The organism is Natronospira bacteriovora, assembly GCF_030848495.1.
Lineage (GTDB): Bacteria > Pseudomonadota > Gammaproteobacteria > Natronospirales > Natronospiraceae > Natronospira > Natronospira bacteriovora.
In genome coordinates this window covers 24,027-48,145 of record NZ_JAVDDT010000010.1, presented here as the reverse complement: position 1 = coordinate 48,145, position 24,119 = coordinate 24,027, and the positions used below count along the sequence as shown (strand labels likewise).

At 62.0% G+C, this 24,119-nt stretch carries 18 protein-coding genes, 3 tRNA genes and 1 pseudogene; 15 read left to right on the top strand and 7 right to left on the bottom strand.

Annotation, left to right across the window (positions count from 1 at the left end; translation table 11 throughout):
* Positions 1 to 779: 779 nt before the first annotated feature.
* The 3 genes and pseudogenes from RBH19_RS12895 to RBH19_RS12885 all read right to left on the bottom strand — a co-directional run.
* A pseudogene (locus tag RBH19_RS12895) lies at positions 780 to 1,019 on the bottom strand (slipin family protein); the annotation flags it as partial.
* Between the two features lie 481 nt (positions 1,020 to 1,500).
* On the bottom strand, positions 1,501 to 2,262 hold the full coding sequence (locus tag RBH19_RS12890) for a slipin family protein (RefSeq protein WP_306729263.1): 762 nt from the start codon (positions 2,260 to 2,262) through the stop codon (positions 1,501 to 1,503).
* A gap of 36 nt (positions 2,263 to 2,298) precedes the next feature.
* Positions 2,299 to 3,705 (bottom strand): NfeD family protein, encoded by a 1,407-nt coding sequence (locus RBH19_RS12885; RefSeq protein WP_306729262.1) that lies wholly within the window; start codon positions 3,703 to 3,705, stop codon positions 2,299 to 2,301.
* 103 nt (positions 3,706 to 3,808) lie between these two features.
* On the opposite strand from RBH19_RS12885, the gene RBH19_RS12880 reads away from it, so the two are divergent.
* On the top strand, positions 3,809 to 6,049 hold the full coding sequence (locus RBH19_RS12880; RefSeq protein WP_306729261.1) for a patatin-like phospholipase family protein: 2,241 nt from the start codon (positions 3,809 to 3,811) through the stop codon (positions 6,047 to 6,049).
* A gap of 40 nt (positions 6,050 to 6,089) precedes the next feature.
* Positions 6,090 to 6,602, top strand: coding sequence for an asparaginase domain-containing protein (locus RBH19_RS12875; protein WP_306729260.1), 513 nt, complete (start codon positions 6,090 to 6,092; stop codon positions 6,600 to 6,602).
* 188 nt (positions 6,603 to 6,790) lie between these two features.
* Here the strand turns inward: RBH19_RS12875 and RBH19_RS12870 are convergent, their stop codons facing one another.
* Positions 6,791 to 8,014, bottom strand: a complete 1,224-nt coding sequence (locus tag RBH19_RS12870) for an ATP-grasp domain-containing protein (protein ID WP_306729259.1) — start codon at positions 8,012 to 8,014, stop codon at positions 6,791 to 6,793.
* A gap of 281 nt (positions 8,015 to 8,295) precedes the next feature.
* The gene (gene amaB / locus RBH19_RS12865) at positions 8,296 to 9,837 is read right to left on the bottom strand and encodes an L-piperidine-6-carboxylate dehydrogenase (protein WP_306729258.1); all 1,542 of its coding nucleotides are present in this window, start codon (positions 9,835 to 9,837) and stop codon (positions 8,296 to 8,298) included.
* A gap of 205 nt (positions 9,838 to 10,042) precedes the next feature.
* Between amaB and RBH19_RS12860 the strand changes: the two genes are divergently transcribed.
* Positions 10,043 to 11,413, top strand: a complete 1,371-nt coding sequence (locus tag RBH19_RS12860; RefSeq protein ID WP_306729257.1) for a class II 3-deoxy-7-phosphoheptulonate synthase — start codon at positions 10,043 to 10,045, stop codon at positions 11,411 to 11,413.
* A gap of 48 nt (positions 11,414 to 11,461) precedes the next feature.
* On the opposite strand, the gene rssA is transcribed toward RBH19_RS12860, so the two are convergent.
* Positions 11,462 to 12,430 (bottom strand): patatin-like phospholipase RssA, encoded by a 969-nt coding sequence (rssA, locus tag RBH19_RS12855; protein WP_306729256.1) that lies wholly within the window; start codon positions 12,428 to 12,430, stop codon positions 11,462 to 11,464.
* Positions 12,427 to 13,371 carry a LysR family transcriptional regulator gene (locus tag RBH19_RS12850; protein WP_306729255.1) on the bottom strand — a complete coding sequence of 315 codons (945 nt, stop codon included), beginning with the start codon at positions 13,369 to 13,371 and terminating at the stop codon, positions 12,427 to 12,429. The genes rssA and RBH19_RS12850 overlap by 4 nt, the downstream gene beginning before the upstream one ends.
* Before the next feature lie 114 nt (positions 13,372 to 13,485).
* On the opposite strand from RBH19_RS12850, the gene aceB reads away from it, so the two are divergent.
* The 12 genes from aceB (at position 13,486) to ccmB (ending at position 24,049) form a co-directional block, all read left to right on the top strand.
* Positions 13,486 to 15,096, top strand: coding sequence for a malate synthase A (aceB, locus tag RBH19_RS12845; protein WP_306729254.1), 1,611 nt, complete (start codon positions 13,486 to 13,488; stop codon positions 15,094 to 15,096).
* 4 nt (positions 15,097 to 15,100) lie between these two features.
* The gene (gene aceA, locus RBH19_RS12840) at positions 15,101 to 16,408 is read left to right on the top strand and encodes an isocitrate lyase (RefSeq protein ID WP_306729253.1); all 1,308 of its coding nucleotides are present in this window, start codon (positions 15,101 to 15,103) and stop codon (positions 16,406 to 16,408) included.
* A 203-nt stretch (positions 16,409 to 16,611) separates the two neighbouring features.
* Positions 16,612 to 17,940 (top strand): NADP-dependent isocitrate dehydrogenase, encoded by a 1,329-nt coding sequence (gene icd, locus RBH19_RS12835; RefSeq protein ID WP_306729252.1) that lies wholly within the window; start codon positions 16,612 to 16,614, stop codon positions 17,938 to 17,940.
* 94 nt (positions 17,941 to 18,034) lie between these two features.
* A complete protein-coding gene (gene uvrY / locus RBH19_RS12830; RefSeq protein WP_306729251.1) occupies positions 18,035 to 18,700 on the top strand; it encodes a UvrY/SirA/GacA family response regulator transcription factor in 666 nt (221 codons plus the stop codon).
* A 2-nt stretch (positions 18,701 to 18,702) separates the two neighbouring features.
* Positions 18,703 to 19,353: a uracil-DNA glycosylase gene (locus tag RBH19_RS12825; RefSeq protein ID WP_306729250.1), complete on the top strand. Its 651-nt coding sequence runs from the start codon at positions 18,703 to 18,705 to the stop codon at positions 19,351 to 19,353.
* Between the two features lie 85 nt (positions 19,354 to 19,438).
* Entirely contained in the window at positions 19,439 to 21,265 is a 1,827-nt protein-coding gene (uvrC, locus tag RBH19_RS12820) for an excinuclease ABC subunit UvrC (protein WP_306729249.1), read from the top strand.
* A 6-nt stretch (positions 21,266 to 21,271) separates the two neighbouring features.
* Entirely contained in the window at positions 21,272 to 21,859 is a 588-nt protein-coding gene (gene pgsA / locus RBH19_RS12815) for a CDP-diacylglycerol--glycerol-3-phosphate 3-phosphatidyltransferase (protein ID WP_306729248.1), read from the top strand.
* Positions 21,860 to 21,944: 85 nt separating this feature from the next.
* Positions 21,945 to 22,020: transfer RNA gene (locus tag RBH19_RS12810), tRNA-Gly, on the top strand.
* Between the two features lie 439 nt (positions 22,021 to 22,459).
* Positions 22,460 to 22,533 (top strand) — tRNA-Cys (locus tag RBH19_RS12805).
* Between the two features lie 40 nt (positions 22,534 to 22,573).
* A tRNA-Leu gene (locus tag RBH19_RS12800) sits at positions 22,574 to 22,661 on the top strand.
* 51 nt (positions 22,662 to 22,712) lie between these two features.
* Complete coding sequence (ccmA, locus tag RBH19_RS12795) at positions 22,713 to 23,387, top strand: cytochrome c biogenesis heme-transporting ATPase CcmA (RefSeq protein ID WP_306729247.1); 675 nt, start codon at positions 22,713 to 22,715, stop codon at positions 23,385 to 23,387.
* Positions 23,384 to 24,049, top strand: a complete 666-nt coding sequence (gene ccmB / locus RBH19_RS12790; RefSeq protein WP_306729246.1) for a heme exporter protein CcmB — start codon at positions 23,384 to 23,386, stop codon at positions 24,047 to 24,049. The genes ccmA and ccmB overlap by 4 nt, the downstream gene beginning before the upstream one ends.
* Positions 24,050 to 24,119 lie beyond the last annotated feature (70 nt).

Sequence of the window (24,119 nt, the reverse complement as noted above, 5' to 3'; positions counted from 1 at the left end):
GACATCCATTACTTTTCTGGGGTGCTTTTTGCGTCCGCCGGAATGTTCCCATCGGCTAATCGCTTGTTCGGTGGGGATCGGACGATAAGTTTGGCCTCATTCAGCTGAAATTGGGGGGCAACGGGGTCGATCCTCGAAAGCCAGGCAGGGGAGGCTCGCCTTGGTTGGCGGCAGGTGTGTGAATCTGGGGTTTTGAGGATTTGCCCTAACCGGGCTCAGGAAACAACTGCCGGGCAAAGCCCAGGCCCTTGAAAAAGGCTCTTCCGAATTGTTCGGCCGCTACCCGGATGGCTGAAGCCCGCCCTACCGCGTGATGGAACTGTAGTCTCTGCCCCCCGGCGGATGGCGCGCATCCAGGTACGGCCGTCGACCTCCAGGCGGTCCAGAATGGGTGGCAGGTCCTCCGGTATGGCTCCGCGCTTGCCTTCACGGACAATCCGCCCGCTCCAGTCAACAAGCTCGATGTAGTCGTCCAGACAGAAGGGGAGACCATCCGGCCCATCCCGGCGCTCATCCCCGGCGAAATCCAGCAAGCGGGGTGTTTCTTCAGCCCGTTGAGCCCGGTCTTTCCCCATAACCTCCCGAATCCGCTGCTGAATGGCCGTGTGATCGGATTTTTCGGGTGTTTCAGCGATATAGCGCTGGACGAGAACGGGGAGCGAGAACAGGCGCTCCCAGTGCTATAGAGTAGGGCGCTTTTCTCGTCAATCCGATTGGGTTAGTGAGCGCCATAAAAAAGCCGCGCATGAGCGCGGCTTTTTTTTGGGAGTTTCTCGGGCTTACTTGTCCTTGCCGCCCTTGAGCTTGCTCATTAAAGGCTCGATCAGATCCATGGGCAGCGGGAAGACGATGGTGGAGCTCTTTTCGCCGGCCACGTCCCCCAGGGTCTGCAGATAGCGCAGCTGCATGGCCTGTGGGTTGGCTACCAGCATGTCGGCGGCTTCCACCAGCTTTTCGGCGGCCTGTTGCTCACCCTGGGCGTGAATCACCTTGGCGCGACGGGTACGTTCCGCTTCGGCAATAGGGGGTTGGATTCAACGGTCCGAGTCGGCCAGGCCTAACCGGGCTCAGGAAACAATTGCCGGGCAAACCCCAGGCCCTTGAAAAAAGGAAAGAACAAGGACATCCATTACTTTTCTGGGCTGCTTTTGTGTCCGATGGAATGTCCCCATCGGCTAGTCGCTTCTTCAGTGGGGGTCGGCCAATAAGTTTGGCGTCATTCAGCTGAAATGGGGCAGGAGCTGGGTCGATCCGCGAGAGCCAGACAGGCGAGGTTCGCCTTGGTCGGCAGCAGGTATGTGAATTGGATGCTTAGAGGGGCAGGCCTAACCAGGCTCAGGAAACAACTGCCGGGCAAAGCCGAGGCCCTTGTAGAAAGCCCGCGCGAATTGCTTGGCCAACACCCGACTAGCTAAGATGCTGAGGCCCAAGGGATGAACAATCAAAAAAAAGCCGCGCCCAAGCGCGGCTTTTTTTGCATTTGCAGGATATGGCGGCGCGTTACTTCTTGTCACCTTCCAGCCTGGCCATGAGGGGCTTGAGCAGGTCCATGGGCAGGGGGAAGACGATGGTGGAGCTCTTCTCGCCGGCGACGTCGCCCAGGGTCTGCAAATAGCGCAGCTGCATGGCCTGGGGGTTGGTGACCAGCATGTTGGCGGCTTCCACCAGGTTTTCGGCGGCCTGCTGCTCACCCTTGGCGTGGATGACCTTGGCGCGCCGGTTACGCTCGGCTTCGGCCTGCTTGGCGATGGCGCGGATCATGCTTTCGTCGAGATCCACATGCTTGATCTCCACGTTGGTGACCTTGATGCCCCAAGCGTCGGTCTGGCTATCCAGGATGCTCTGGATATCCGCGTTCAGCTTGTCACGCTCGGCGAGCATTTCGTCCAGGTCGTGCTTGCCGAGGACGGAGCGCAGAGTGGTCTGGGCGAGCTGGCTGGTGGCGTCGAAGACATTGGCGACCTGGATGACGGCTTTTTCCGGATCGATGATGCGGAAGTAGATCACCGCATTGACCTTGACCGAGACGTTGTCCTGGGAAATGACATCCTGACTGGGCACATCCAGCACGATGGTGCGCAGGTCGACCTTGACCATTTCCTGGATGAGCGGGATCACGATGATCAGGCCGGGGCCCTTGACCTTGTAGAAGCGGCCGAGCATGAAGATCACGCCGCGTTCGTATTCGTTCAGGATCTTGAACATGCTGACGAGCAGCAGGATGATGATCCCGATCACGCCGAAAAGAATGTATGTGGACATTATCTGCTCCCTGTTGGATTCACGGGAATGAAATCATTACCGGGTTGATTCGACAGTTTCCTGTTCTTCGTCCAGCGGCTGCACTTCCAGCACCAGGCCGTTGAGGTCGGTGACGCGCAGTTTATCACCCTTACGGACCGGCTTTGTGGATCGTGCCCGCCACAATTCGCTGCGAACCCAGACCTGGCCACTTTCCTCGAAGTCCTCCCGCGCCGTGGCCACCAGGCCAATCATTTCCTCGTGGCCGGAGACAACCGGCGATCGTCGGGCCCGCAGGGCAAAGCCAATGATGGAGAAGGTCAGCAGGCCGCCGATAATGCTCACCGTGGCGATCAGCGGAAGGGGAATGCCAAAGCCGGGCACGTCAGTATCCATGAGTATGATCGACCCTATGACGAAGGCGATGAGCCCACCGATACCCAGTATGCCGAAACTGGGCACGAAGGCTTCGCTGATGATGAGAATCAGGCCCAGCGCGATGAGTGCGAATCCGGCGTAGTTGACGGGCAGAATCTGGAATGCGAACAGCGCAAGGAGCAGACAGATGGCGCCGACCACGCCGGGCACAATCGCCCCCGGGTTGTAACCCTCGAAAATGAGGCCATAGATGCCAATCAGCATCAGCAGGTAGGCCACCGTCGGGTTGGTCAGGACACTGAGCAGCTCTGTGCGCCAGTCCGGATCCTGCCGTTCCAGGGACATGCCCTCCGTGTTAATGCGGATCTTCCCGGAAGCGACATCCACTTCCATGCCGTGAATCTGTGTCAGGAGATCCTCGAAGTCATTGGCGACCACGTCGATCACGTTCTGTTCCAGTGCCTCGCGGGAATTCAGGGTAGCGGCTTCACGCACGGCCTTTTCAGCCCAGTCGGCATTTCGATCCCGCCGCTCGGCAAGGCTGCGAATGTAACTGACGGCATCATTCAGGGCCTTGCGCTCGGCATCTCCCCGCGGCTGCGACCGTTCCCGGTCTTCTTCGTCCTCGTCGGCGGGTTCGCCGGGTGCGCCGCCAATCTGGACCGGGGTGGCTGCACCCAGCGAGGTGGCGGGTGCCATGGCGGCAACATGGCTGGCATACATGATGAAGGTGCCGGCGCTGGCCGCGCGGGAGCCGGACGGGTAGACGAAAGTGGCCACCGGGATCTCAGCGGCAAGAATGGCCTTGTTGATTTCCCGGGTGGTGTCCACGAGACCGCCCGGGGTATCCATCTGCAGGATCACCAGTTTTCTGCCCGCCTCTTCGGCGTCGGCAATGCCGCGCCGGACGTAATCCAGTGTGGCCGGGCCGATGGCCCCCTGCACCTGGAGGATCACCCCGTGGCCGCCACGTTCCTGCTCCGGAACCGGATCACCTGATTCTTCCGCACCCAGCCAGGCCGTGGCCAGGAGCAGGGTTCCTGTGACAATGAAGAGCAGGGCGGCGCTGATTCCTTGGCGTTTCATGGTGCCCCCGATCGGCAGAAGTTGGCTGTACCTTTGTTCTCAATCGCCATAAAAGCATAATGGCGAGCATCAACACAAACCCCCTGTCAGGAGAGGACGCCTGATGCCCGGACGTTTCTGGATGCTGATGTGCCTGATCATACTGCCGCTTGGCTCGCAGAGTCATGCGCAGGATCAGGCAGAAACCGAATTCGAGGGCCGTGTGGCCCTGGTTCTGAGCGGTGGCGGGGCTCGGGGTGCGGCCCACGTGGGTGTGCTCAGGGTAATGGAAGAGCTGAATATTCCCGTGGATATGATCGTGGGAACCAGCGGCGGCGCCATCATCGGGGGGCTCTACGCCGGTGGCTGGTCACCGGACGAAATTGCCGAATGGCTGGACACAATGGACTGGGAGGTGGCCCTCTCCGACCGCTTGCCACGCCGCCGGCTTGCCTATCGCGCCAAGCAGGATGATGCACGCTTTCTTTTCGATCTGGAGATCGGGGTCAGCGAGGGGCGGCTGACGTTGCCCCAGGCCCTGATCGAGGGGCGGAATCTGGCATTCATACTGGAACAGGCGACGTCGCGAACGGCCGAGATCGACGATTTCGACCGCCTGCCCATTCCATTCCGGGCCGTTGCCACGGATCTGGAGAGCGGCGACAAGGTGATCCTGGACAAGGGGCGGCTGTCACACGCCATCCGTGCCAGCATGGCGGTACCGGGCGTTTTTTCCCCTGTCGAGCTGGACGGGCGCCTGCTTGCCGATGGCGGCCTGGCGGAAAACCTCCCCGTGAGCGTGGCCCTGGACATGGGTGCGGATGTGATCATCGCGGTGAACGTGGGCGCCAAACTGCTGGAGCGGGAGCAGCTTGGTGACATTTTTGCCCTTTCCGGACAGGTCACCAGCTTGATTACCCACCGCAATGCCAGGGAATCCATGGGGCTGCTGGAACCGCAGGATGTGCTCATCGAGCCCGAGCTTGAGGGCATCGGTGGACAGCAGTTCGAGCGCAGCCGTGAGGCCGCGGCGCACGGTGAACGAGCAGCCCGGCAGGCGCGTTCCCAGCTGGAAACACTCAGCCGGGATGAAGCCACATTCGAGCGCTTTCTGGAACGACAGCGGCGACCCAGCAATGAGATTGGCACCCTCGAGGCGATCCGCATCAGCGGTCTCCAGCGCCTGTCCGAAAACCGTGTTCTGGCCCTGATGGAAACCCGGGAGGGGGAGGAACTTGCGCTTGATCGACTGCAGTCAGACCTAGGGCGGCTGCAGCGCATGGGAGAGATTGCGGCGGTGGATTTTCGCACGGTGGAGTCCGAGAACGGGATCACGCTCGAGCTGAACATTCGGGAACGGGACAGGGGCCTGCACCATGTTCGCCTGGGTCTGGAAGTATTCGATGAGTTCGACGGCAGTGCCCAGTACAACCTGCGAATGGGGCATACACGCCCCAGCATCAACCGCCTGGGTGCCGAATGGCGCAATGAAGCTCAGATTGGCCGGCAGCGGGGGCTTCGGACCGAGTTCTACCAGCCGCTGTCACCCGGTGGACGCCTGTTCCTGGCGCTTCCCGCTTTTCATGAGGCGGAGACCTTTGCGGTGTATGACGAAGGGGAGGGACGGGCGGAGTTCAGTCGCCGGAGAACGCGTGCGGGGATTGATCTTGGGTCTGCCCTCGGCCCGCATGGCGAACTCCGCCTGGGTGCCTGGCGCAGCCGGATCAGTTCCGAATCCCGAATTGGTGACGGCAGCGAGGGTGGCCTTGAACGGGATCTGGGTGGCTGGCGGGTAGCCTTGAATTTCGATCGCCTGGACGACGCGGAATGGCCCCAGGAAGGGCAGCTACTCAGTGCCAATCTGGAAGGTACGAGGACGGGCTGGGGTGCCGATCAGAGCTACCGTCTGGCCACGGCCGAGTATGCCCAGTACTGGGCCGTCAATCAGAACCGCCTGCTGCTCGGCATGGAGTGGGGTGAATTCAATGCACCGTTACCGTTCCAGCAACACCTTGAGCTTGGCGGCCCGTTCTCGATCAGCGGGTATCGTCGGGGAGAGCTTCGTGGTGAGCGCGTTGCGGCCCTGCGCGGCCTGTGGTTTCGTCAGTTGGGCTCGGCGGATGTGGCCGGACGCGGGGGAGCGCTCTATGCCGGCATCGGCCTGGCCTCCGGCGGCGCCTGGCAGCATGGCGAGGGTTTCAGCAGTGACAAGCTGGTTCACGGCGGGAAAGCCTTTCTGGGAGCCGATACGCCCCTGGGCCCGGCGGTGTTCGGTTTGACATTGAGAGAAGACGGCGACCGGGGCGTCTTCCTGACCCTGGGCCTGCCCATCCACCGGCCAAGACCTGCATCGGCAACATGGTAGAATCGCCGCCTTTCCCAATCTGTGATCCAGCGAGGTTGTCGTGAGCGAAAACCGGCCGAACCCGTCCCCCGATTGTGTACGTATCATTACTACCGGCGGCACCATCGACAAGATCTATTTCGATGCCCGCAGTGAATTCGAGGTGGGCGATCCGGTCATCGGCACCGTGCTGGAAGAAGCCTTGGTGGGCCTGCCCTGGGTGATCGAGCCGTTGATGCAGAAGGACAGCCTGGAGATGAGCGACCAGGACCGGGAGCGCATCCGTGAGGCCGTGCATTCCTCAAGCGAACGTCACATTCTCATTACCCACGGCACCGACACCATGAGCGACACGGCAGCGGCCATCGGTGATACCTGCGGCAAGGTCGTGGTCCTGACCGGCTCCCTGAGCCCGGCCCGTTTCCGCTCCACGGACGCCATCTTCAATATCGGCGCGGCATTCGCCGCCGTGCAGGCCCTGCCGCCCGGCACCTGGGTGTTCATGAACGGTCAGGTATTCCCGGCAGGGCAGGTACGCAAGAACCGGGAAACGAATCGCTTCGAGGGCCTTTAACCGGCCAAAGGCCGCTCGTTGTCGTAATCGTAATCGGTTTTTCACAAGCCACGAGTGACGAGCTAGGAGCAAACACCGAAAAACCGGCACTGCCCGGTTTTCCTTCTTTTGCTCGCCGCTCGTAGCTCGTTGCCCCTTTCAAATTCCGATTACGACAACGACAACGACAACGACAACGACAACGATTATCAGACGTAGTAGTCCAGCTCTTCCTGCGCCTTCAGCAGATCCCTTAGTTTGTGCGGGTCGTCACCGAAGAAATACACCAGACCCCAGTGAGTACCGAACGCCGTGCGTTTGGTTACGGTATTGGCCAGGGGCTCGTTCAGGTCATGCCACTCGTAATAGGGGTGGTTTTCGGTTTCCTCCGGTATCTCCAGCTTGCTCACCACGCGGCGGCGGGGATAGACGCCGAAGCAGCCGGCATGGCCCTTGGCGTCCACCACTTCCCGGGGGAAGAAGTTGTCGATTTCCTCTTCCGTGGATTTGGGGTCGAAGCACAGCACCAGGGCCTGATAGGCATTGAAGCCGTAGGCCCGCTCCAGCAGCTCGAAGACCTTGAAGCCCGGCGGGCGGTAGGCCACTTCGCCGAAGTACATGGTGCCGTCACTGGTGACGAAATACTCCGGGTGAATGAAGCCGAACTGGATGTCAAAGGTCTTGATGAGCTTTTCGATCTCGCGGGTGATACCCTCGCGCCAGCTTTCCAGTTCGAGCGTGGCGGGCACGAACACCGAATAGCCCAGCGTCACGTACTCCGAGATGTTCAGGAACTTGATCTTGCCGTTGTAGACCCAGGCCTCCACGGCGAACTCCCAGCCGTCCAGGTGGCTCTCCATGAGCACCGGAAATTCCTCTTCCGGGATCAGGTCCACTTCATCCGGTGTGCGGATGACCCGGTGCCCCAGGCAACCGGCCTTGTCGAAGGCCTTGAGATGGATGGGGTCATTCGGGTCGCCATCCAGCTTGAGCAGCGTCTGGTTGACGCGCTTGAGGAAGCGCACCACATCATCCCGGTCATGGGCTTCCTCGAAAATACCCACGCGGATGCCCCCCAGCTGGGCGCGGCGCTTCATCAGGGCCTTGTCGCGCATGAGAATCGCCTGGCCGTACAGGCGGGGATTGTCCATCAGCACGGAGTTGATGGCGCCGGCCCATTCCACGGTTTCCTCGAACAGGGGAATGGCCACGTCCACCCCTTCTTTCTTCAGGGTCTGGGCGATCTCCATGGAGCGGTCATTGAGGCGTTCGAAATCCCAGGGAATATAGGGGATTTCGTGTTTTTGGCAGTATTCCTCCGCCCAGGGCGGGGCGACGACGACATATCGGCGATCAAAGTCATCCAGTGCCTCAATGGCGTTGAGGCTCCAGCCCAGCAATGCGATATAGCCTTTATCGGGATTCTTCTTCATCGGATGAACCTCCCATGGCTTCCATGATTGCGCGCGGGTGGTTGATTTACCTTACACCCCTTGGCGGAGGAGTGCGAACCGCGGCTCGGCATGCTGGTGTGGCGGGAAGGGGGGGTGTTTGCCGTCGTGAGTGTGTCCGGTTTTTTTTGAGGAAAGCCTGGTAAATGCCGATTACGACTACGACGTACGATTACGCGGGCCGGGGTAACTGAAGGTTCTGGGGGTGTAAAAAAGGCCCGCCGAGGCGGGCCTTTATCGGGACAATCAAGGATCGATGTGAATCAACCCAGGTCGAACTTGATGCCCTGGGCCAGCGGCAGTTCGGTGCCGTAGTTGACCGTGTTGGTCTGACGGCGCATGTACTGCTTCCAGGCGTCAGAGCCGGATTCCCGGCCGCCGCCGGTGTCTTTCTCGCCACCGAAGGCGCCGCCGATTTCGGCGCCGGAGGTGCCGATATTGACGTTGGAGATACCGCAGTCACTACCTTCGCAGGAGAGGTAGCGCTCGGCATTCTGAAGCTTGTCGGTGAAGATGGCGGACGACAGGCCCTGGGGCACGCCGTTCTGCATCTCGATGGCCTCGTCCAGGGTCTTGTAGGACATGATGTAGAGAATCGGCGCAAAGGTTTCGGCCTGCACGATGGCCATGTCATTGCGCGCCTTGACGATGGTGGGCTCAACGAAATGACCGTCACCGTCGATGCGCTTGCCGCCACACAGAATCTCGGCATCCTTCTCGCCCTTGATGGTCTCGATGGCCGCTTCATAGTTCTTCACGGCCGTCTCATCGGCCAGCGGGCCCATCAGGGTGTCGGCAGCCAGTGGGTTGCCGATGCGCACGGTCTTGTAGGCGCCCACCAGCTTCTCGGTCAGCTCGTCCACGATGCTCTCGTGGGCGATGACGCGGCGGGTGGAGGTGCAACGCTGGCCGGCAGTACCCACGGCGCCGAAGGCGATGGCGGGAATGGCCATGTCGAGATTGGCGGTTTCGTCCACGATGATGGCGTTGTTGCCACCGGCCTCGATCAAATAGCGTCCCAGGCGGCTGGCCACGGTGGGGGCCACCTTCTTGGCGACTTCACTGGAACCGGTGAAGGAAAGCAGGTTGACCCGCTCGTCTTCCACGAAACGCTTGGCCAGTTCGTTGGTGTCGTCGGTGAACAGGGTGAAGATGGCCGGGAAGCCGTTCTTTTCCAGCACTTCATTGCAGAGCTTCTGCACGGCCACGGAAATCAGTGGCGTCTTGGGGGAACCCTTCCAGACATTGGTGTTGCCGCAGACCGCGGAGATGAAGGTGTTCCAGGACCACACCGCCACCGGGAAGTTGAAGGCGGTGATCACGCCCACCAGGCCCAGGGGATGCCACTGCTCGAAGAGGCGGTGATCCGGGCGCTCGGAGTGGGTGGTCATGCCGTAGAGCATGCGCGACTGGCCGACGGCGAAATCGGCAATGTCGATCATTTCCTGGACTTCACCGTCACCTTCCTGCTTGATCTTGCCCATTTCCAGGGAGACCAGGCTGCCCAGCTCGTCCTTGCGGGCACGCAGGGCTTCACCCATCAGGCGAACGGCTTCGCCGCGCTGGGGGGCGGGAATCTTGCGCCATTCCAGGAACAGTTCCTTGGCTTCGGTGATCACGGTCTCGTACTCGGCTTCCGTGGTCACACGCACCTTGCCGAGCAGTTCGCCGGTGGCCGGGTTGTAGGACTCGAGGAAACGGGCGTTCTTGTCTTCCAGCCAGCCCGACTTGGCGGCATAGGTGCCGGCGTTCTCGGCCTCAAGGCCGAAGGCCGCCAGAATGGATTTGGGATCAAGCTTGCTCATGCAGTCCTCCCGGAGTATTGGAAAATGTCAGCCACCCGGCACCTGTTCGGTGCCCGGCAGACGAATGCGCGATGGCGGAGAAAATTCATCAGAGTCGGGAACACCCCCGGTTCCCGATGTGTCCGACGGGATGGCGCACATTGTGCCAAGAATGCGCTCATTTCGCCAGTTTTCCGCCCCTGACAATCCGTGTAGACTTCAAATCATGAACCATCAAAAGAACAATGACTGGAGCCCGGAAAGCTGGCAGCGCAAGGCAGCGGGCCAGCAGCCCCTCTATCGTGACCCCGAACAGGTGGACTCGGTGGTGGCCCGCCTCAACCGCCTGCCCCAGCTGGTGACCCACGGCGAGATTGAAGCGCTCAAGCAGCAGCTGGCCGAGGCGTCCCGGGGGGAGCGCTTCCTCCTGCAAGGTGGCGATTGCGCCGAGAGCTTCGACGACTGCACTGCCGAAAACATTGCCAACAAGCTCAAGATCCTGCTCCAGATGAGCCTGGTGCTGGTGACCGGCATGCGCAAGCGGATTACCCGTGTGGGCCGCATCGCCGGGCAGTACGCCAAACCCCGTTCAGCCGACACCGAAACCCGCGACGGCGTGACGCTGCCGAGCTACCGGGGCGATCTCATCAACCGTTCCCCGTTCACGGCGGAAGACCGCGAGCCGGATCCGGAGCTGATGCTGCGGGGCTACGAGCGCGCCGCGCTGACCCTGAACCACATCCGCGCCCTGGTGGACGGCGGTTTTGCCGACCTGCATCACCCGGAAAACTGGGATCTGGATTTCGTCCGCAGCTCGGCCATGAAGCAGGAATACCGGCGCATCGTCGATTCGGTACTCGATTCCCTGCAATTCATGGAAACCATTGCCGGCGGCCGGGTATCCGGCAGCGGCCGGGTGGATTTCTTCACCAGCCACGAGGCCCTGCAGCTGCATTATGAGCAGGCTCAGACCCATCGGGTACGGGCCAACGGGCGCTGGTACAACATGTCGACCCATTTCCCCTGGATCGGCATGCGCACGGCGGAGCTGGACGGGGCGCACATCGAGTATTTTCGCGGCATCGCCAATCCCATTGCCGTGAAGGTCGGGCCGGGCATGTCGCCGGAGACCCTGAAGGAGCTGGTGCGGGTGTTGAACCCGGACAATGAGGCGGGCAGGCTGACGCTGATCCACCGCCTGGGTGCCAGCCGCATCAAGGAGCTGCTGCCGCCCATGATCGAGGCCGTCCAGAGCACGGGCCGCAGCGTTCTGTGGACCTGCGACCCCATGCACGGCAACACCGAAACTACTCAATCCGGCATCAAGACCCGGCGGGTGGAGAATGTGTTCTCGGAACTGGAGCAGGCCTTCCACCTGCACGAGGCCAATGACAGCCACCTGGGTGGTGTCCACATCGAGCTGACCGGGGAGAATGTCACCGAATGCCTCGGTGGCGCCAGCGGCCTGACCGAGCAGGATCTGGAAAAGGCCTACCGCTCCCAGGTGGATCCGCGCCTCAACTACGATCAGGCGCTGGAGCTCGCCATGCGCGTGGCCGGATACCGGCTGCGGGAGAGCGATCACCGGGTCGCCTGAGCCTGCCGCGAGGCGGGGAAGGCAAGACCGGCCATCGCCCGACCGCGCCTATGGCCGGAGTACTTCCAGTTCTTCCCGAACCCGCTCGACCGCCTTCCGGCCACCGCGTATGGCTTCCTCGGCCCGGTCGAATTCCATCAGCCGGATATGGGCCAATCGCGGGGCAATCAGCACATCCGGCGGATCACCCGCCATGCGGCTGCGGGTGATGCGATCCTGAACCACATTGATGGACCCGGCCATGACGTCGAACAGGCCGGGCCCGCCATCGTCACCCCGTCGCGTGGCGGACGCAATGAGCTGATCCAGACGCACGCTGAGGCCACTGCGCAGGGTGCTCGCCAGGCGCTTGAACAAATGCGCTTCATGATGACGGTCTTCGGAATCATCACCATCCTCGGTCTGCGTTTCGGACACCTTGTCACCTGTCGCTTGAGGGCGGTTGTCGAAATTTCGCCCGACGATGTCGCCGTTCAGATTCACCGCAATGATCACATCCGCACCCATGGCCCGGCACAGGGAGACAGGAACCGGATTGACGAGGCCGCCATCCAGCAGCCAGCGCTCACCACGCTGAACCGGTGAGAACAGGCCGGGCAGGGCAATGGAGGCGCGCACCGCCTCCAGAATCGATCCCTTGCGCAACCATATCTCCCGTCCCGAGTTGAGGTCCGTGGCCACGGCACCGAAAGCCTTGTCCAGTGACTCGATCTGATGATCCCCCACCCGCCGCTCGATGGCGCGCATGAGCTTGTCGCCGCGCATGAAACCGCCGCCTCGAAGCCGGGCATCCAGCAGACGAAAGATATCCATCCGATCCAGAGCCGTGACCCATTCCTCCAGCTCGTCCAGGCTTCCGGTACGATAAGCGGCGCCCACCAGGGCACCGATGCTGCTGCCGGCCACCACGTCGACCTGGATTCCCAGCTCCTCAAGCGCTCTCAGAACCCCGATGTGGGCCCAGCCGCGGGCCGAACCGCTTCCCAGTGCCAGTCCAATCCTGACGTCTCTATTCACCTTGTCGGCTCCTGTGTGACACGTTCCGCACGGGTGCTGCCATGGAAGAAGTCATCGTCCATCAGGCGGATGAATGCCTTGGCCTGCGGGGAGAGAAACTTCCCCCGTCGCGTTACCACACCATAGCTGCGATCCCGGAAATAGTCGCCCATGGGGCGCGCATGCAGTTTCTCGCTGCCATCCAGGCAGATGTTGGTGACGATGGAGATGCCGAGATTCATTTCAACGTATTTCTTGATCACTTCCCAACCACCGGCCTCCAGCCGTACCTGATATTCCAGCTCGTGCTGATCGAAGACCGACTTGACCATGCGCCAGGTACTCAAATGCCGTGGCGGGAGAATCAGGCCGTGCCGGCTGATGTCTTCCAGGGTGACTTCCGACTGCCGGGCCAAAGGGTGCTCAGGCGCCGTGATCAGCATGGGCTGGTAGCGAAATACAGGTCGGTAGCTGATGTCATCGGGAACATCGATCATGGATCCCACCGCGAAATCCGCCTCGTCGGCGCGCAGCATGCTCAGGCCGTCCCGGCCGGTCACGTTGTGGAGGCGGAACTGAACCGCCGGGTACTCGCGGGCAAATTGCTCGACAAAGGGCGGCAGCAGGTAGAGCAGGGTGGATTCGCCTGCGGCGATGTCCAGATCCCCGTGGGCCGGGTTGCCGCAGCGGGCGGCAAAGGTCTCGGGCAGGGTGTCCATGCCCTCCACGATGGGCAGGGCGATCTCCAGCAGATTCTCGCCTTCCGGGGTCAGCTTGATGCGCGGGCCACGGCGTTCGAACAGCATCACGCCAAAATCCCGCTCCAGGGCCTGGATCTGCATGGAAACCGACGGCTGGCTCAAGTCCAGGCGTTCCGCCGCGGCGCTGATGCTGCCGGTCTGTGCCGTTACACAGAAACCGCGAAGCTGGGTGAGACGATTCTGACGTCCGCTGCGGGCCACGAGCTGCCTCCATTATCAGATTTACTGATATTTCAAATTATGGAAATTGCATTGTTCGATATTAAACAACCGTTTTAATGTCGCTGGCAAGTCGTTCCGAAAGAGGCCTGCACCATGTCCGAAGCCGCCGCGACAAGCGAAGCAAGACTGAAACTGATGCGTTCAGCGCCCCGGGGCTGTGAGCACATCCTGTCGGAAGAATCCCTGGCCTTTCTGGAAGCGCTGGTCGACCGCTTTGGCCCGCGCATTGAATCCTTGCTGGCCAGGCGCCAGGAGCGTCAGCGTCGTTTCGACCGGGGCGAGCGCCCGGATTTCCTGCCCGACACCCGGTCGATTCGAGAAGGGGACTGGCGGGTGGCGCCGATTCCGCCGGCCCTGCGGGATCGGCGGGTGGAGATCACCGGCCCGGTGGACCGGAAAATGATCATCAATGGCCTCAATTCGGGGGCTCGGGTGTTCATGGCGGATTTCGAGGATGCCAGTACACCGACCTGGGAAAACCTCATCCAGGGACAGCGCAACATCCTGGACGCGACCCGTGGTCAGATTGACTTCAGTGACGACAGCGGCAAGACCTACCGCCTGAAGGATGATCCAGCGTTGCTGATTGTCCGCGTGCGCGGGCTGCACCTCCCCGAAGCACACATTACCCTGGATGGCCGGGCGATACCCGGCGCATTGCTGGATTTTGCCCTGCATTTCTTCCACAACGCCCACGCCCTGCATGAGCAGGGCCGTGGGCCGTATTATTACCTGCCCAAACTGGAGCATCACGACGAGGCCCGCATGTGGGCCGATGTCTTTCGATTTGCGGAAGAGCGCTTCGGCTTTGCCAATGGCACCATCAAGGCCACCGTGCTGATCGAAACCCTGCCGGCGGTCTTTCAGATGCACGAGATCCTGCATGCCATGCGACATCATATTGTCGCGCTCAACTGTGGCCGCTGGGACTACATCTTCAGTTACGCCAAGGTCTTTCATGCCGATCCGCAGCGAGTTCTGCCGGATCGCCACAGTATCGGCATGACCCAGCCTTTCCTGCGCAGCTATTCCCGACTGCTGATCGATACCTGCCACCGGCGCGGCGCATTGGCCATGGGCGGCATGGCTGCCCAGATTCCGGTACGCGGCGACCCGGATCGCCATGCGGCCGCCCTGGACAAGGTGCGTGCCGACAAGGAACGGGAAGCCGCCGATGGGCATGACGGCACCTGGGTCGCCCATCCCGGCCTGATCGAAACCGCCATGGCGATCTTTGATCGTGCCCTGGATGGGCCGAATCAGCTTGATCGTCTTTTGCCGGACCTGCAGGTGGATCAAGCCCGGCTGCTGGAGCACCCGGAAGGGCGCATCACGGAAGAAGGGCTGCGCGACAACATCGCGGTGGGCGTCCAGTACATCGCGGCCTGGCTGGCCGGGCGGGGCTGCGTGCCCATCAACCATCTGATGGAAGACGCGGCCACCGCCGAGATTGCCCGCGCCCAGTTGTGGCAGTGGATTCACCACGGCGCCACCACCACCGACGGAGAGCGCATCACCGCCGATTTCGTCCGCACGGTGCTGGACGAAATCGGCCCCGATCTTCGCCGTGAGGCGGAGCGGTCCGGTCTACCGGCCGGATGCCTTGAGGAAGCCACGGCACTGTTCACCGAGCTGTGCCTCGATGAAGACTTTGCCGACTTTCTCACCCTGAAAGCCTATGAACGCGTGATCGCAAGAGGGTAATGCCATGAGTCTTGAAAACCGAGATGCCGTCAGCCTGGAACGAGACTGGAAGGAGAACCCGCGCTGGCAGGGCGTCAGCCGGGACTACAGCGGTGCAGATGTGGTGCGCCTGCGGGGCACCGTCAGTATCGAGCACACCCTGGCAAGACGCGGCGCGGAACGCCTCTGGAAACTGCTCAAGGAGGAAGATTTCGTCAACGCGCTCGGCGCCCAGACCGGCAATCAGGCCATGCAGCAGGTCAAGGCAGGGCTCAAGGCCATTTACTGCTCCGGCTGGCAGGTGGCGGCCGACGCCAATACAGCGGGGCAGATGTACCCGGATCAGTCACTTTACCCGGTGGACAGCGTGCCCAACCTGGTACGACGCATCAACAGTGCCCTCGGGCGGCTGGATCAGATCAATGCCATGGAAGGCGTGAACGATCAGGAAGTCTACGCCCCGATTGTGGCCGACGCGGAAGCCGGCTTCGGTGGCGTACTCAACGCCTATGAATTGATGAAGCACATGATCGAGGCCGGGGCGGCCGGTGTGCACTTTGAAGATCAGTTGGCGTCCGCCAAGAAATGCGGCCACATGGGCGGCAAGGTGCTGGTCCCGACACAGGAGGCCGTGCAGAAACTGGTGGCCGCCCGTCTCGCCGCCGATACCATGGACGTGCCCACCCTGATTGTGGCGCGCACGGACGCCAACGCCGCTGGCCTGCTGACATCCGACCTGGATGAACGCGACAAACCCTTCTGTACCGGCGAACGTACCCTGGAAGGCTTCCATGAGGTTCGCGCCGGACTGGATCAGGCCATTGCCCGCGGCCTGGCCTATGCCCCTTATGCCGATCTTCTGTGGTGCGAAACGGCCCACCCGGATCTGGACGAAGCCCGGCGCTTCGCCGAGGCCATTCACCGGGAATACCCCGGCAAGATGCTGGCCTACAACTGCTCGCCGTCCTTCAACTGGCGCAAGCATCTGGACGATGTAACCATTGCCCGCTTTCAAAAAGAGCTGGCGGCGATGGGCTACAAGTTCCAGTTCATCACCCTGGCCGGCTTCCATGCCCTGAGCCACAGCATGTTCCAGCTGGCCAAGGGCTATCGCGAACGCCAAATGTCCGCCTATGTGGAACTGCAGGAGGCCGAGTTCGCGGCGGAGGCGGATGGCTACACGGCCACCCGTCATCAGCGCGAGGTGGGTACCGGCTATTTCGATGCCCTGAGTCAGGTCATCAGCGGCGGCCAGTCGTCGCTGACTGCCCTGCAGGGCTCGACCGAGGCCGAACAGTTCGACGGCAAGGGCGGCCGCAAGGCGGCTTCCTGACGGCAAGCGCGCTGAGCCAGGTGCGGGAACCGCGTCATCCCGGTCGAAGGGGGAAGGGTGACGCGGTTTCCCTGTTGCGGCCGTCAATGCCCCTCGGGGCCCGGTATTGGCGGCCTTGTGGTAATATCGCCATGTTGGAACCTCGCTGACCGAGCGCCCCGGTATCTCCCGCGCCCGGCGTCACCTCAAGCGTGAGGAGCCCCATGAAATACGACAAGATCGACGTACCCGCCGGCGGCCAGCCGATTCACGTCAATACCGATTCCAGCATCGACGTCCCGGACAATCCCATCATTCCCTTCATCGAAGGGGACGGCATTGGCATTGATGTCACGCCCGTGATGAAGACGGTGGTGGATGCTGCGGTGAAGAAGGCCTACGGCGACAAGCGCCGGATTCACTGGATGGAAATCTACGCGGGGGAAAAGGCGCTGGAAAAGTACGGCGAAGAACAGAATCTGCCGGACGACACCCTGCACGCCATGAAGGATTTCGTGGTTTCCATCAAGGGCCCCCTGGGCACGCCCACCGGAGGCGGCATCCGTTCCCTGAACGTGGCTATTCGCCAGTTCATGGATCTCTATGCCTGTGTCCGGCCCATCCAGTATTTCCCACCGGTTTCGACCCCGATTCGCACCTCCGAGCTCACCGACATGGTGGTGTTCCGCGAGAACACCGAAGACATCTACGCGGGTATCGAATGGCCGGCCGGCAGTGATGAGGTGCGGCGCGTGATCGATTTCCTGACACGGGAAATGCACGTGACCAATATCCGCTTTCCTTCCAGTTCCGGCATCGGCATCAAGCCGGTGTCGCGAGAGGGTTCTCAGCGCCTGGTGCGCAAGGCCCTGAACTACGCCATTGAGCACGACCGGGTGTCGGTGACGCTGGTTCACAAGGGCAACATCATGAAGTACACCGAAGGTGCCTTCTGCGACTGGGGTTACAAGGTGGCCATGGAAGAATTCGGCGCCAGGCCCATCGACGGCGGCCCCTGGTGTGAATTCACCAACCCGCGCAATGGCGAAAAAATCGTGGTCAAGGACGTGATCGCGGACAACTTCCTGCAGCAGATTCTGCTGCGCCCGGAAGACTATGACGTGATCGCCACCCTGAACCTGAACGGGGACTACATCTCCGATGCCCTGGCGGCACAGGTCGGGGGCATCGGCATCGCCCCCGGGGGCAATATCGGTGACGGGCTGGCCGTGTTTGAGGCCACCCACGGCACCGCACCGGGTTTTGCCGGCAAGGACCGGGTGAATCCGGGCTCGATCATTCTTTCGGCCGAAATGATGTTGCGCTACATGGGCTGGACGGAAGCCGCCGACAGGATCCTCGACGGCATGCGGGCGACCATTGCCAGCAAGACCATGACCTATGATCTGGCCCGGCTGCGCGAGGCCATACGCCGACCCAAGCGCGAGCTGGCCAGCCGCCGGAACGTGGAAGAAAGCATGCAGGACCTGATTCCGGGTGCCACGCTGGTCGGCTGCTCTGGCTTTGGTCAGGCGGTTATCGATAATATGTGACCCGCGATCACGCCGATTGACGCAGGGAGGGCGTCATATCCGAGTGGCAGGGATTGCCGAACGACGCAAGCGGATACTGAAAACAGGGGGAATAATGGCAATCCGAGTGCTGCTGGTCGATGACCACGCTCTGGTGCGGACGGGCATCCGGCATATTCTTGACGAGGCAGCCGGCATCGAAGTGCTGGCCGAAGCCTCATCCGGCGAGGAAGCCGTGGAACTGGCCCGCAAGGAACAGCCGGATGTCATCCTCATGGACGTCAACATGCCCGGCATTGGCGGGATGGAGGCGACCCGCAAGATCGCCACGGCCGCCCCCGACGTCAAGGTGATCGTGGTCTCCGTTCATGCGACGGACCCTTACCCCTCCCGCCTGCTTGAAGCCGGGGCACAGGGCTATCTCACCAAGGACTGCTCCGGCGACGAGATCATCACCGCGGTCAAGCGCGTCCATGCCGGCGAACGTTACCTGTCGGCCGAGGTGGCCAGAAAGCTGGCGGACAGCCTGCTTTCCGGCGGCAAGGGCACGCCGCTGGATCAACTCTCCCAGCGCGAACTTCAGGTCATGCTGATGATCATCCAGGGTCACAGTGTCCAGGCCATTTCCGACAAGCTGTTTCTCAGCCCCAAGACCGTCAGTACCTATCGTCACCGGCTGTTCCAGAAGCTGGAAGTGGAAAACGATGTGGGTCTGGCACGCTTTGCCATTCGCCACGGGCTGCTGGATGACAGCCCGCTCTCGGCCAACGACAACGGCTGAACATGGCGGCTTCCCGTGACAGCCGGCCCTTCCGGCCGGATTGCCGCGCCTGCCCGAGGCTGCGCCGGCACCTGACTGCGGTTCGCAGGGACTACCCGGATTACCACGCCGCACCCGTGGCGCCTTTCGGCCCGGCACGCAGCCATCTGCTGATCGTCGGTCTGGCGCCTGGCATGCACGGTGCCAATGCCACCGGCCGCCCCTTCACCGGTGATTATGCCGGTATTCTTCTTTACCGAACCCTGCATGAATTCGGGCTCGCCAACCAGCCGGTTGCGGAGTCGGTGGACGACGGTCTGCGTCTGAAGGGTTGCCGTATCACCAACGCGGTCAAGTGCCTGCCTCCGGAGAACAAGCCCACGGGGGACGAGGTCAAGCGCTGCGCCCCCTATCTTCGCCATGAGATCGAGAACCTGCCGCGCCCCGGCGTGCTGCTGGCCCTCGGCAAGATCGCCCATGACTCTGTCTTGCGGATACTGGGTTGCAAGCTCAGCGCCCACCCCTTTGGCCATGCGGCGGAACACGCCCTTGAAGACGGCCTGATTCTGGTGGATTCCTATCATTGCTCCCGCTACAACACCCAGACGGGCCGGCTGACTACGGACATGTTCCGGCAGGTGGTCGGCCGAGCGGTTGAACTGGGACAAGATTGAATCACGGACTTTCATGCGGAAGACCGTGAGGCCCGGCTGCGGTAAGATTCCTCACGAATGACAGCAAGGAAACGGTAAGCCACTCATGAACCAGGCCACGGGCGCGAGTTTCGACCACAAGGCCTTCCTGCAAAGCCTCAGCAACGGCCCCGGTGTCTATCGCATGCTGGCCGGGGACGGCACCATTCTGTACGTGGGCAAGGCCCGCAATCTCAAGCGCCGCGTAGCCAGCTATTTCCGCACGCACAGCGACAGCCCCAAGACCCGGGCACTGATGCAACAGGTGGATCGGGTGGAAGTGACGGTCACCCACACCGAAACCGAAGCACTCATTCTCGAGAACAACCTGATCAAGGCCCATCGGCCGCGCTATAACGTGCTGATGCGGGATGACAAGAGTTATCCCTATATCCACATCAGCGGTCACGAATATCCTCGTCTGAGCTTCTATCGCGGCCAGCGCAAGGAGAAGGGGCGCTTCTTCGGGCCTTACCCCAGCACCACCGCCGTGCGGGCCACCATCAACGAGCTGCAGAAGCTGTTCCGCCTGCGCCCCTGCAGTGACAGTTTCTTCTGCAATCGCACGCGGCCCTGCCTTCAGTACCAGATCAATCGCTGCACCGCACCCTGCGTTGCCTATATCACGCCGGAGGAATACGGCCGCGACGTGGAGAACGCCAGCCTGTTCCTGGAAGGGCGCAACGATCAGGTGATTCAGCGCCTGATTGATCGCATGGAGGCGGCCTCGGGAGCGCTGGATTTCGAGAAGGCCGCCGAGCTGAGGGACCAGGTGGCAAGACTGCGTCAGGCCCAGGCCAGACAGTATGTCAGTGGTGACGACGGTGACTTCGATGTGCTGGCCGCCGCCCACCAGGGTGATCTGTTCTGTATTGCGATCATCTATATCCGGGGCGGGCGCAATCTGGGCAGCAAGACCTTCTTCCCGCGGGTTTCCCTGGAGCAGGATGAACGGGATGTGCTGGCGGCCTTTCTGCCCCAGTACTACCTGGACCGGGACCCTCCCCGTGAAATCATCACGGCGGTGGAAGTGCCGGACGGCGACATGCTGGAGGCCACCCTGCGGGAACAGGCCGGGCGAAAGGTGGTGCTGCGCCACCGGGTTCGCGGTGACCGGGCGCGCTGGCTGACCATGGCCGCGGAGAATGCCGGCCAGGCCATTGCCAGCCGCATGGCCACCGACCGCCATGCCCGGGAGGCCCTGGACGCCCTGGCGGAGGCACTGGGAATGGATGAGCCACCCGCACGCATGGAATGCTTTGACATCAGTCACACCAGCGGCGAATCCACCGTGGCCAGCTGCGTGGTCTTTCAGAATGGTGTACCGGCCAGCAATGATTATCGACGCTTCAACATTCGCAGTGAAACGGCCGGCGATGATTACGCCGCCATGGGCGAAGCGCTGGAACGGCGCTACACCCGATTGCAGAAAGGCGAGGGCAAGTTGCCGGATCTGCTCATCGTGGACGGGGGACGTGGCCAGCTTTCCCGTGCCGAAGCGATCTTCCAGGAACTGCAGGTGGAAGGGGTCACCCTGCTGGGGGTGGCCAAGGGACGGGATCGTCGGGCCGGGCAGGAGCAGCTATTCTTGTCGGGTCGCAAGGCTCCGCTTATACTCCCGGCTGATTCTCCGGCCCTGCACCTGATTCAGCGTATCCGGGACGAAGCACACCGCTTTGCCATCGCCGGCCATCGCCATCGCCGGGCCAAGAGCCGTCGCCAGTCGCCGCTCGAGGGCATCGCTGGACTGGGGCCCAAGCGTCGCCAGTCATTGCTCAAGGCCTTTGGTGGCTTGCAGGGCATTCGCCAGGCCGGGGTGGAGGATCTGGCCGCCGTCAAAGGCATCAGCCGGGCCCTGGCCCAGCGTATCTATGATGAATTCCGCCTGGAGTAAGCAGCGATGCCACTGAACATCCCGAACAGCCTGACTCTTTTCCGCATCGCCATGATTCCGGTATTCATGCTGTTCTTTTTCCTGCCCTTCAAATGGGCAGCGCCGGCCAGTGCCATCATCTTTGCACTGGCGGCCATCACCGACTGGCTCGACGGCTATCTGGCACGCAAGCTGGGGCAGTTTTCCAATTTCGGGGCTTTCCTCGATCCGGTGGCCGACAAGCTCATGGTTGTGGCTGCCCTGGTGCTGCTCGTCTATTACGATGGCAGTGCCCTGATGGCGATTCCGGCCGTGGTCATCATTGGGCGTGAGATCGCCATTTCGGCCCTGCGGGAATGGATGTCGGAACTGGGATCGCGCTCCAGCATCGCCGTCAGCTGGATGGGCAAGGTGAAGACAACCGCCCAGATGATTGCCATCTTCCTTTTGCTGTGGCGCTATGACATTGGCTGGATCCCGGTTTATTCACTTGGCCTGCTGCTGCTGTACGTTTCGACGGTTCTCACGCTCTGGTCCATGTTCAGTTACCTCAAGGCGGCCTGGCCCACCATGCGTGAAGAAATGGTGGACGACGACAGCCAGTCCGGTGTCTGAGGCTTTAATCCGCTATCGTCTTCGACAATTTGCCCCGGACCCCTTGACAGTTTTTTCTGGGGCCATAAAATAGGCGCCTCTTTCGGCGGGAATAGCTCAGCTGGTAGAGCACAACCTTGCCAAGGTTGGGGTCGCCGGTTCGAATCCGGTTTCCCGCTCCAGATCAGGAAAGCCCCGATGCGTCGGCATCGGGGCTTTTTTGTGCCCGCCCTCCAACGCACGAATCCGGCAGCGACCATCGTTGGCGTTATGCGTCTCATCCGTGAGACTTACCCCTCCCGTTGGTCGGGGCCTCGCGCAGAGCGCGAGTTCAAATACGTTCCAGACGCATTTGTGTCGTTGTCGTTGTCGAGCTTTTCCCAATCGAGTCACGAGGAAAAACCCGAAAAATGTCCCGGCGCCGGGTTTTCTCGTAGTCGTAGTCGTAGTCGTAGTCGTAATCGGGTTTTTTCGAAGAAAGGCGGAAAGGCCGATTACGATTACGACTACGATTACGACAACGAGGGCCGGGGGAGCTGAGGGTTTTTGGGGGGGAGTAGACGGGTTCCCCATTTTCTCGAATCTGTGCTAAAGTTCGCGCCCTGAACGGCACCCGATTATGGCTCGGTGGCAGAGTGGTTATGCAGCGGCCTGCAAAGCCGTGGACGTCGGTTCGATTCCGGCCCGAGCCTCCAGTTTTTCCGCCTACGGACAGGCTGACTGAGTAGGCACCACGCCCGGGTGGCGAAACTGGTAGACGCAGCAGACTTAAAATCTGCTGGCCCTTTGGGCCGTGCCGGTTCGAGTCCGGCTCCGGGCACCATTTTCCCGCCCTGGTCAGCCGACAGTTCCCCACCCGACAAGACTCAGGCGGATGTCCGAAATCACGGCCCAGCCTCAGAATGCCTCCCAGACAGCCTTCCGGCTTTCCGCCAGCGATCTCGAGATCTGGCGTGGCGAAACCCTGCTGTTGAATGGCTTCTCCTGTCATGTCGATGCCGGCGAACTGGTCTGGTTGCGCGGCCCCAACGGGGCCGGCAAGACGACCCTCATGCGCATACTCCTGGGCCTGTCCCATCCGGAGGCCGGGCAGATTAGCTGGTGCGGGCGCGATATCCGCGAGGCCCGGGCGGATTTTCTCGCCGATGCCGCCTGGTGCGGACATCAACCCGGCCTGCGCCCGGAACTGACACCCCATGAGAACCTGGCGGCCTGGCTGCCCCTGTGCGGGCGACCGTCCGGGCGCCGCATCGAAGAAGCCCTGGCCCTGGTCGGTCTGGGGGATCGCCAGGCCCAGCCCTGTCACAGCCTTTCGGCCGGTCAGGTACGCCGCGCCGGGCTGGCCCGCCTGCTGTTGTCCGAAGCCCGCCTGTGGTGTCTCGATGAACCGCTGACCAGCCTGGATGCGGAGGGGCAGACGCTGGTGGCCCGGCTGCTGGCCGACCATTGCCGGCAGGGCGGGGCAGCGCTGGTCAGCAGCCATCAGGCCCTGCCGGAGTCCGCCGGGCCGATCCGCGAACTGCGCATCGGCCGGGAGGGGACGCAATGAACGGGGTTTTCGTCGCCACCCTTAAACGGGAGCTTCTCCTGGCCGTGCGCCGCGGGGCGGACCTGGCCACCCCCCTGATGTTCTTCATCCTGGTGGGCATGCTCTTTGTTCTGGGCCTGGAACCCCGGCCGGAATTGTTACTGGCAGTGGGGCCGGGCGTGATCTGGGTGGCGGCACTACTGGCCTCTCTGCTGGGCGCCGAGCGGCTGTTTCGGGATGATTATCATGGCGGTGGCCTGGAACTGGCCGCCCTGAGCCCGGAGCCACTGAGTCTGAACGTCCTGGCCCGCCTGCTGGGCCACTGGCTGGTCACCGCCATTCCCCTGATTCTGCTTGCCCCCTTGCTGTCACTGATGATGAATCTGCCCTGGGAGGCAGTACCGGTGCTGCTGCTGGTGCTTTTCCTGGGAACCCCGGTATTCACTGTCTTGTCTGCTCTGGGAGCCGCATTGACCGTCAGCCTGCGTGGTGGCGGTACGCTGCTGGCCCTGCTGGTGCTGCCGCTGACGATCCCGGTGCTGATCTTTGGAAGCCGTTCGGTGATTCAGGCCGTGGACGGTGATGCCGTCACCGGCCTGTGGGCACTGGCCAGCCTGATGCTGCTGGCCATCAGCCTGGGGCCCGCCGCCATTGCCGCGGCCTTGCGCATCAGCCTTGAATAGATAAGGGGCAGTCGCTTTGTGACCTGGATCAAACCGGCCGGCCGGGGTCTGTGTCACGCTCTGTGTGCGC

What these genes read in the sequence shown, in the direction of transcription:
- RBH19_RS12870 (WP_306729259.1), bottom strand. Translation starts at nt 8,014, where the DNA reads ATGAAGAAGAATCCCGATAAAGGCTATATCGCATTGCTGGGCTGGAGC.
- amaB (WP_306729258.1), bottom strand. Translation starts at nt 9,837, where the DNA reads ATGAGCAAGCTTGATCCCAAATCCATTCTGGCGGCCTTCGGCCTTGAG.
- RBH19_RS12890 (WP_306729263.1), bottom strand. Translation starts at nt 2,262, where the DNA reads ATGTCCACATACATTCTTTTCGGCGTGATCGGGATCATCATCCTGCTG.
- uvrC (WP_306729249.1), top strand. Translation starts at nt 19,439, where the DNA reads ATGAACCAGGCCACGGGCGCGAGTTTCGACCACAAGGCCTTCCTGCAA.
- ccmA (WP_306729247.1), top strand. Translation starts at nt 22,713, where the DNA reads ATGTCCGAAATCACGGCCCAGCCTCAGAATGCCTCCCAGACAGCCTTC.
- RBH19_RS12880 (WP_306729261.1), top strand. Translation starts at nt 3,809, where the DNA reads ATGCCCGGACGTTTCTGGATGCTGATGTGCCTGATCATACTGCCGCTT.
- pgsA (WP_306729248.1), top strand. Translation starts at nt 21,272, where the DNA reads ATGCCACTGAACATCCCGAACAGCCTGACTCTTTTCCGCATCGCCATG.
- RBH19_RS12825 (WP_306729250.1), top strand. Translation starts at nt 18,703, where the DNA reads ATGGCGGCTTCCCGTGACAGCCGGCCCTTCCGGCCGGATTGCCGCGCC.
- aceB (WP_306729254.1), top strand. Translation starts at nt 13,486, where the DNA reads ATGTCCGAAGCCGCCGCGACAAGCGAAGCAAGACTGAAACTGATGCGT.
- RBH19_RS12860 (WP_306729257.1), top strand. Translation starts at nt 10,043, where the DNA reads ATGAACCATCAAAAGAACAATGACTGGAGCCCGGAAAGCTGGCAGCGC.
- icd (WP_306729252.1), top strand. Translation starts at nt 16,612, where the DNA reads ATGAAATACGACAAGATCGACGTACCCGCCGGCGGCCAGCCGATTCAC.
- uvrY (WP_306729251.1), top strand. Translation starts at nt 18,035, where the DNA reads ATGGCAATCCGAGTGCTGCTGGTCGATGACCACGCTCTGGTGCGGACG.
- aceA (WP_306729253.1), top strand. Translation starts at nt 15,101, where the DNA reads ATGAGTCTTGAAAACCGAGATGCCGTCAGCCTGGAACGAGACTGGAAG.
- ccmB (WP_306729246.1), top strand. Translation starts at nt 23,384, where the DNA reads ATGAACGGGGTTTTCGTCGCCACCCTTAAACGGGAGCTTCTCCTGGCC.
- RBH19_RS12885 (WP_306729262.1), bottom strand. Translation starts at nt 3,705, where the DNA reads ATGAAACGCCAAGGAATCAGCGCCGCCCTGCTCTTCATTGTCACAGGA.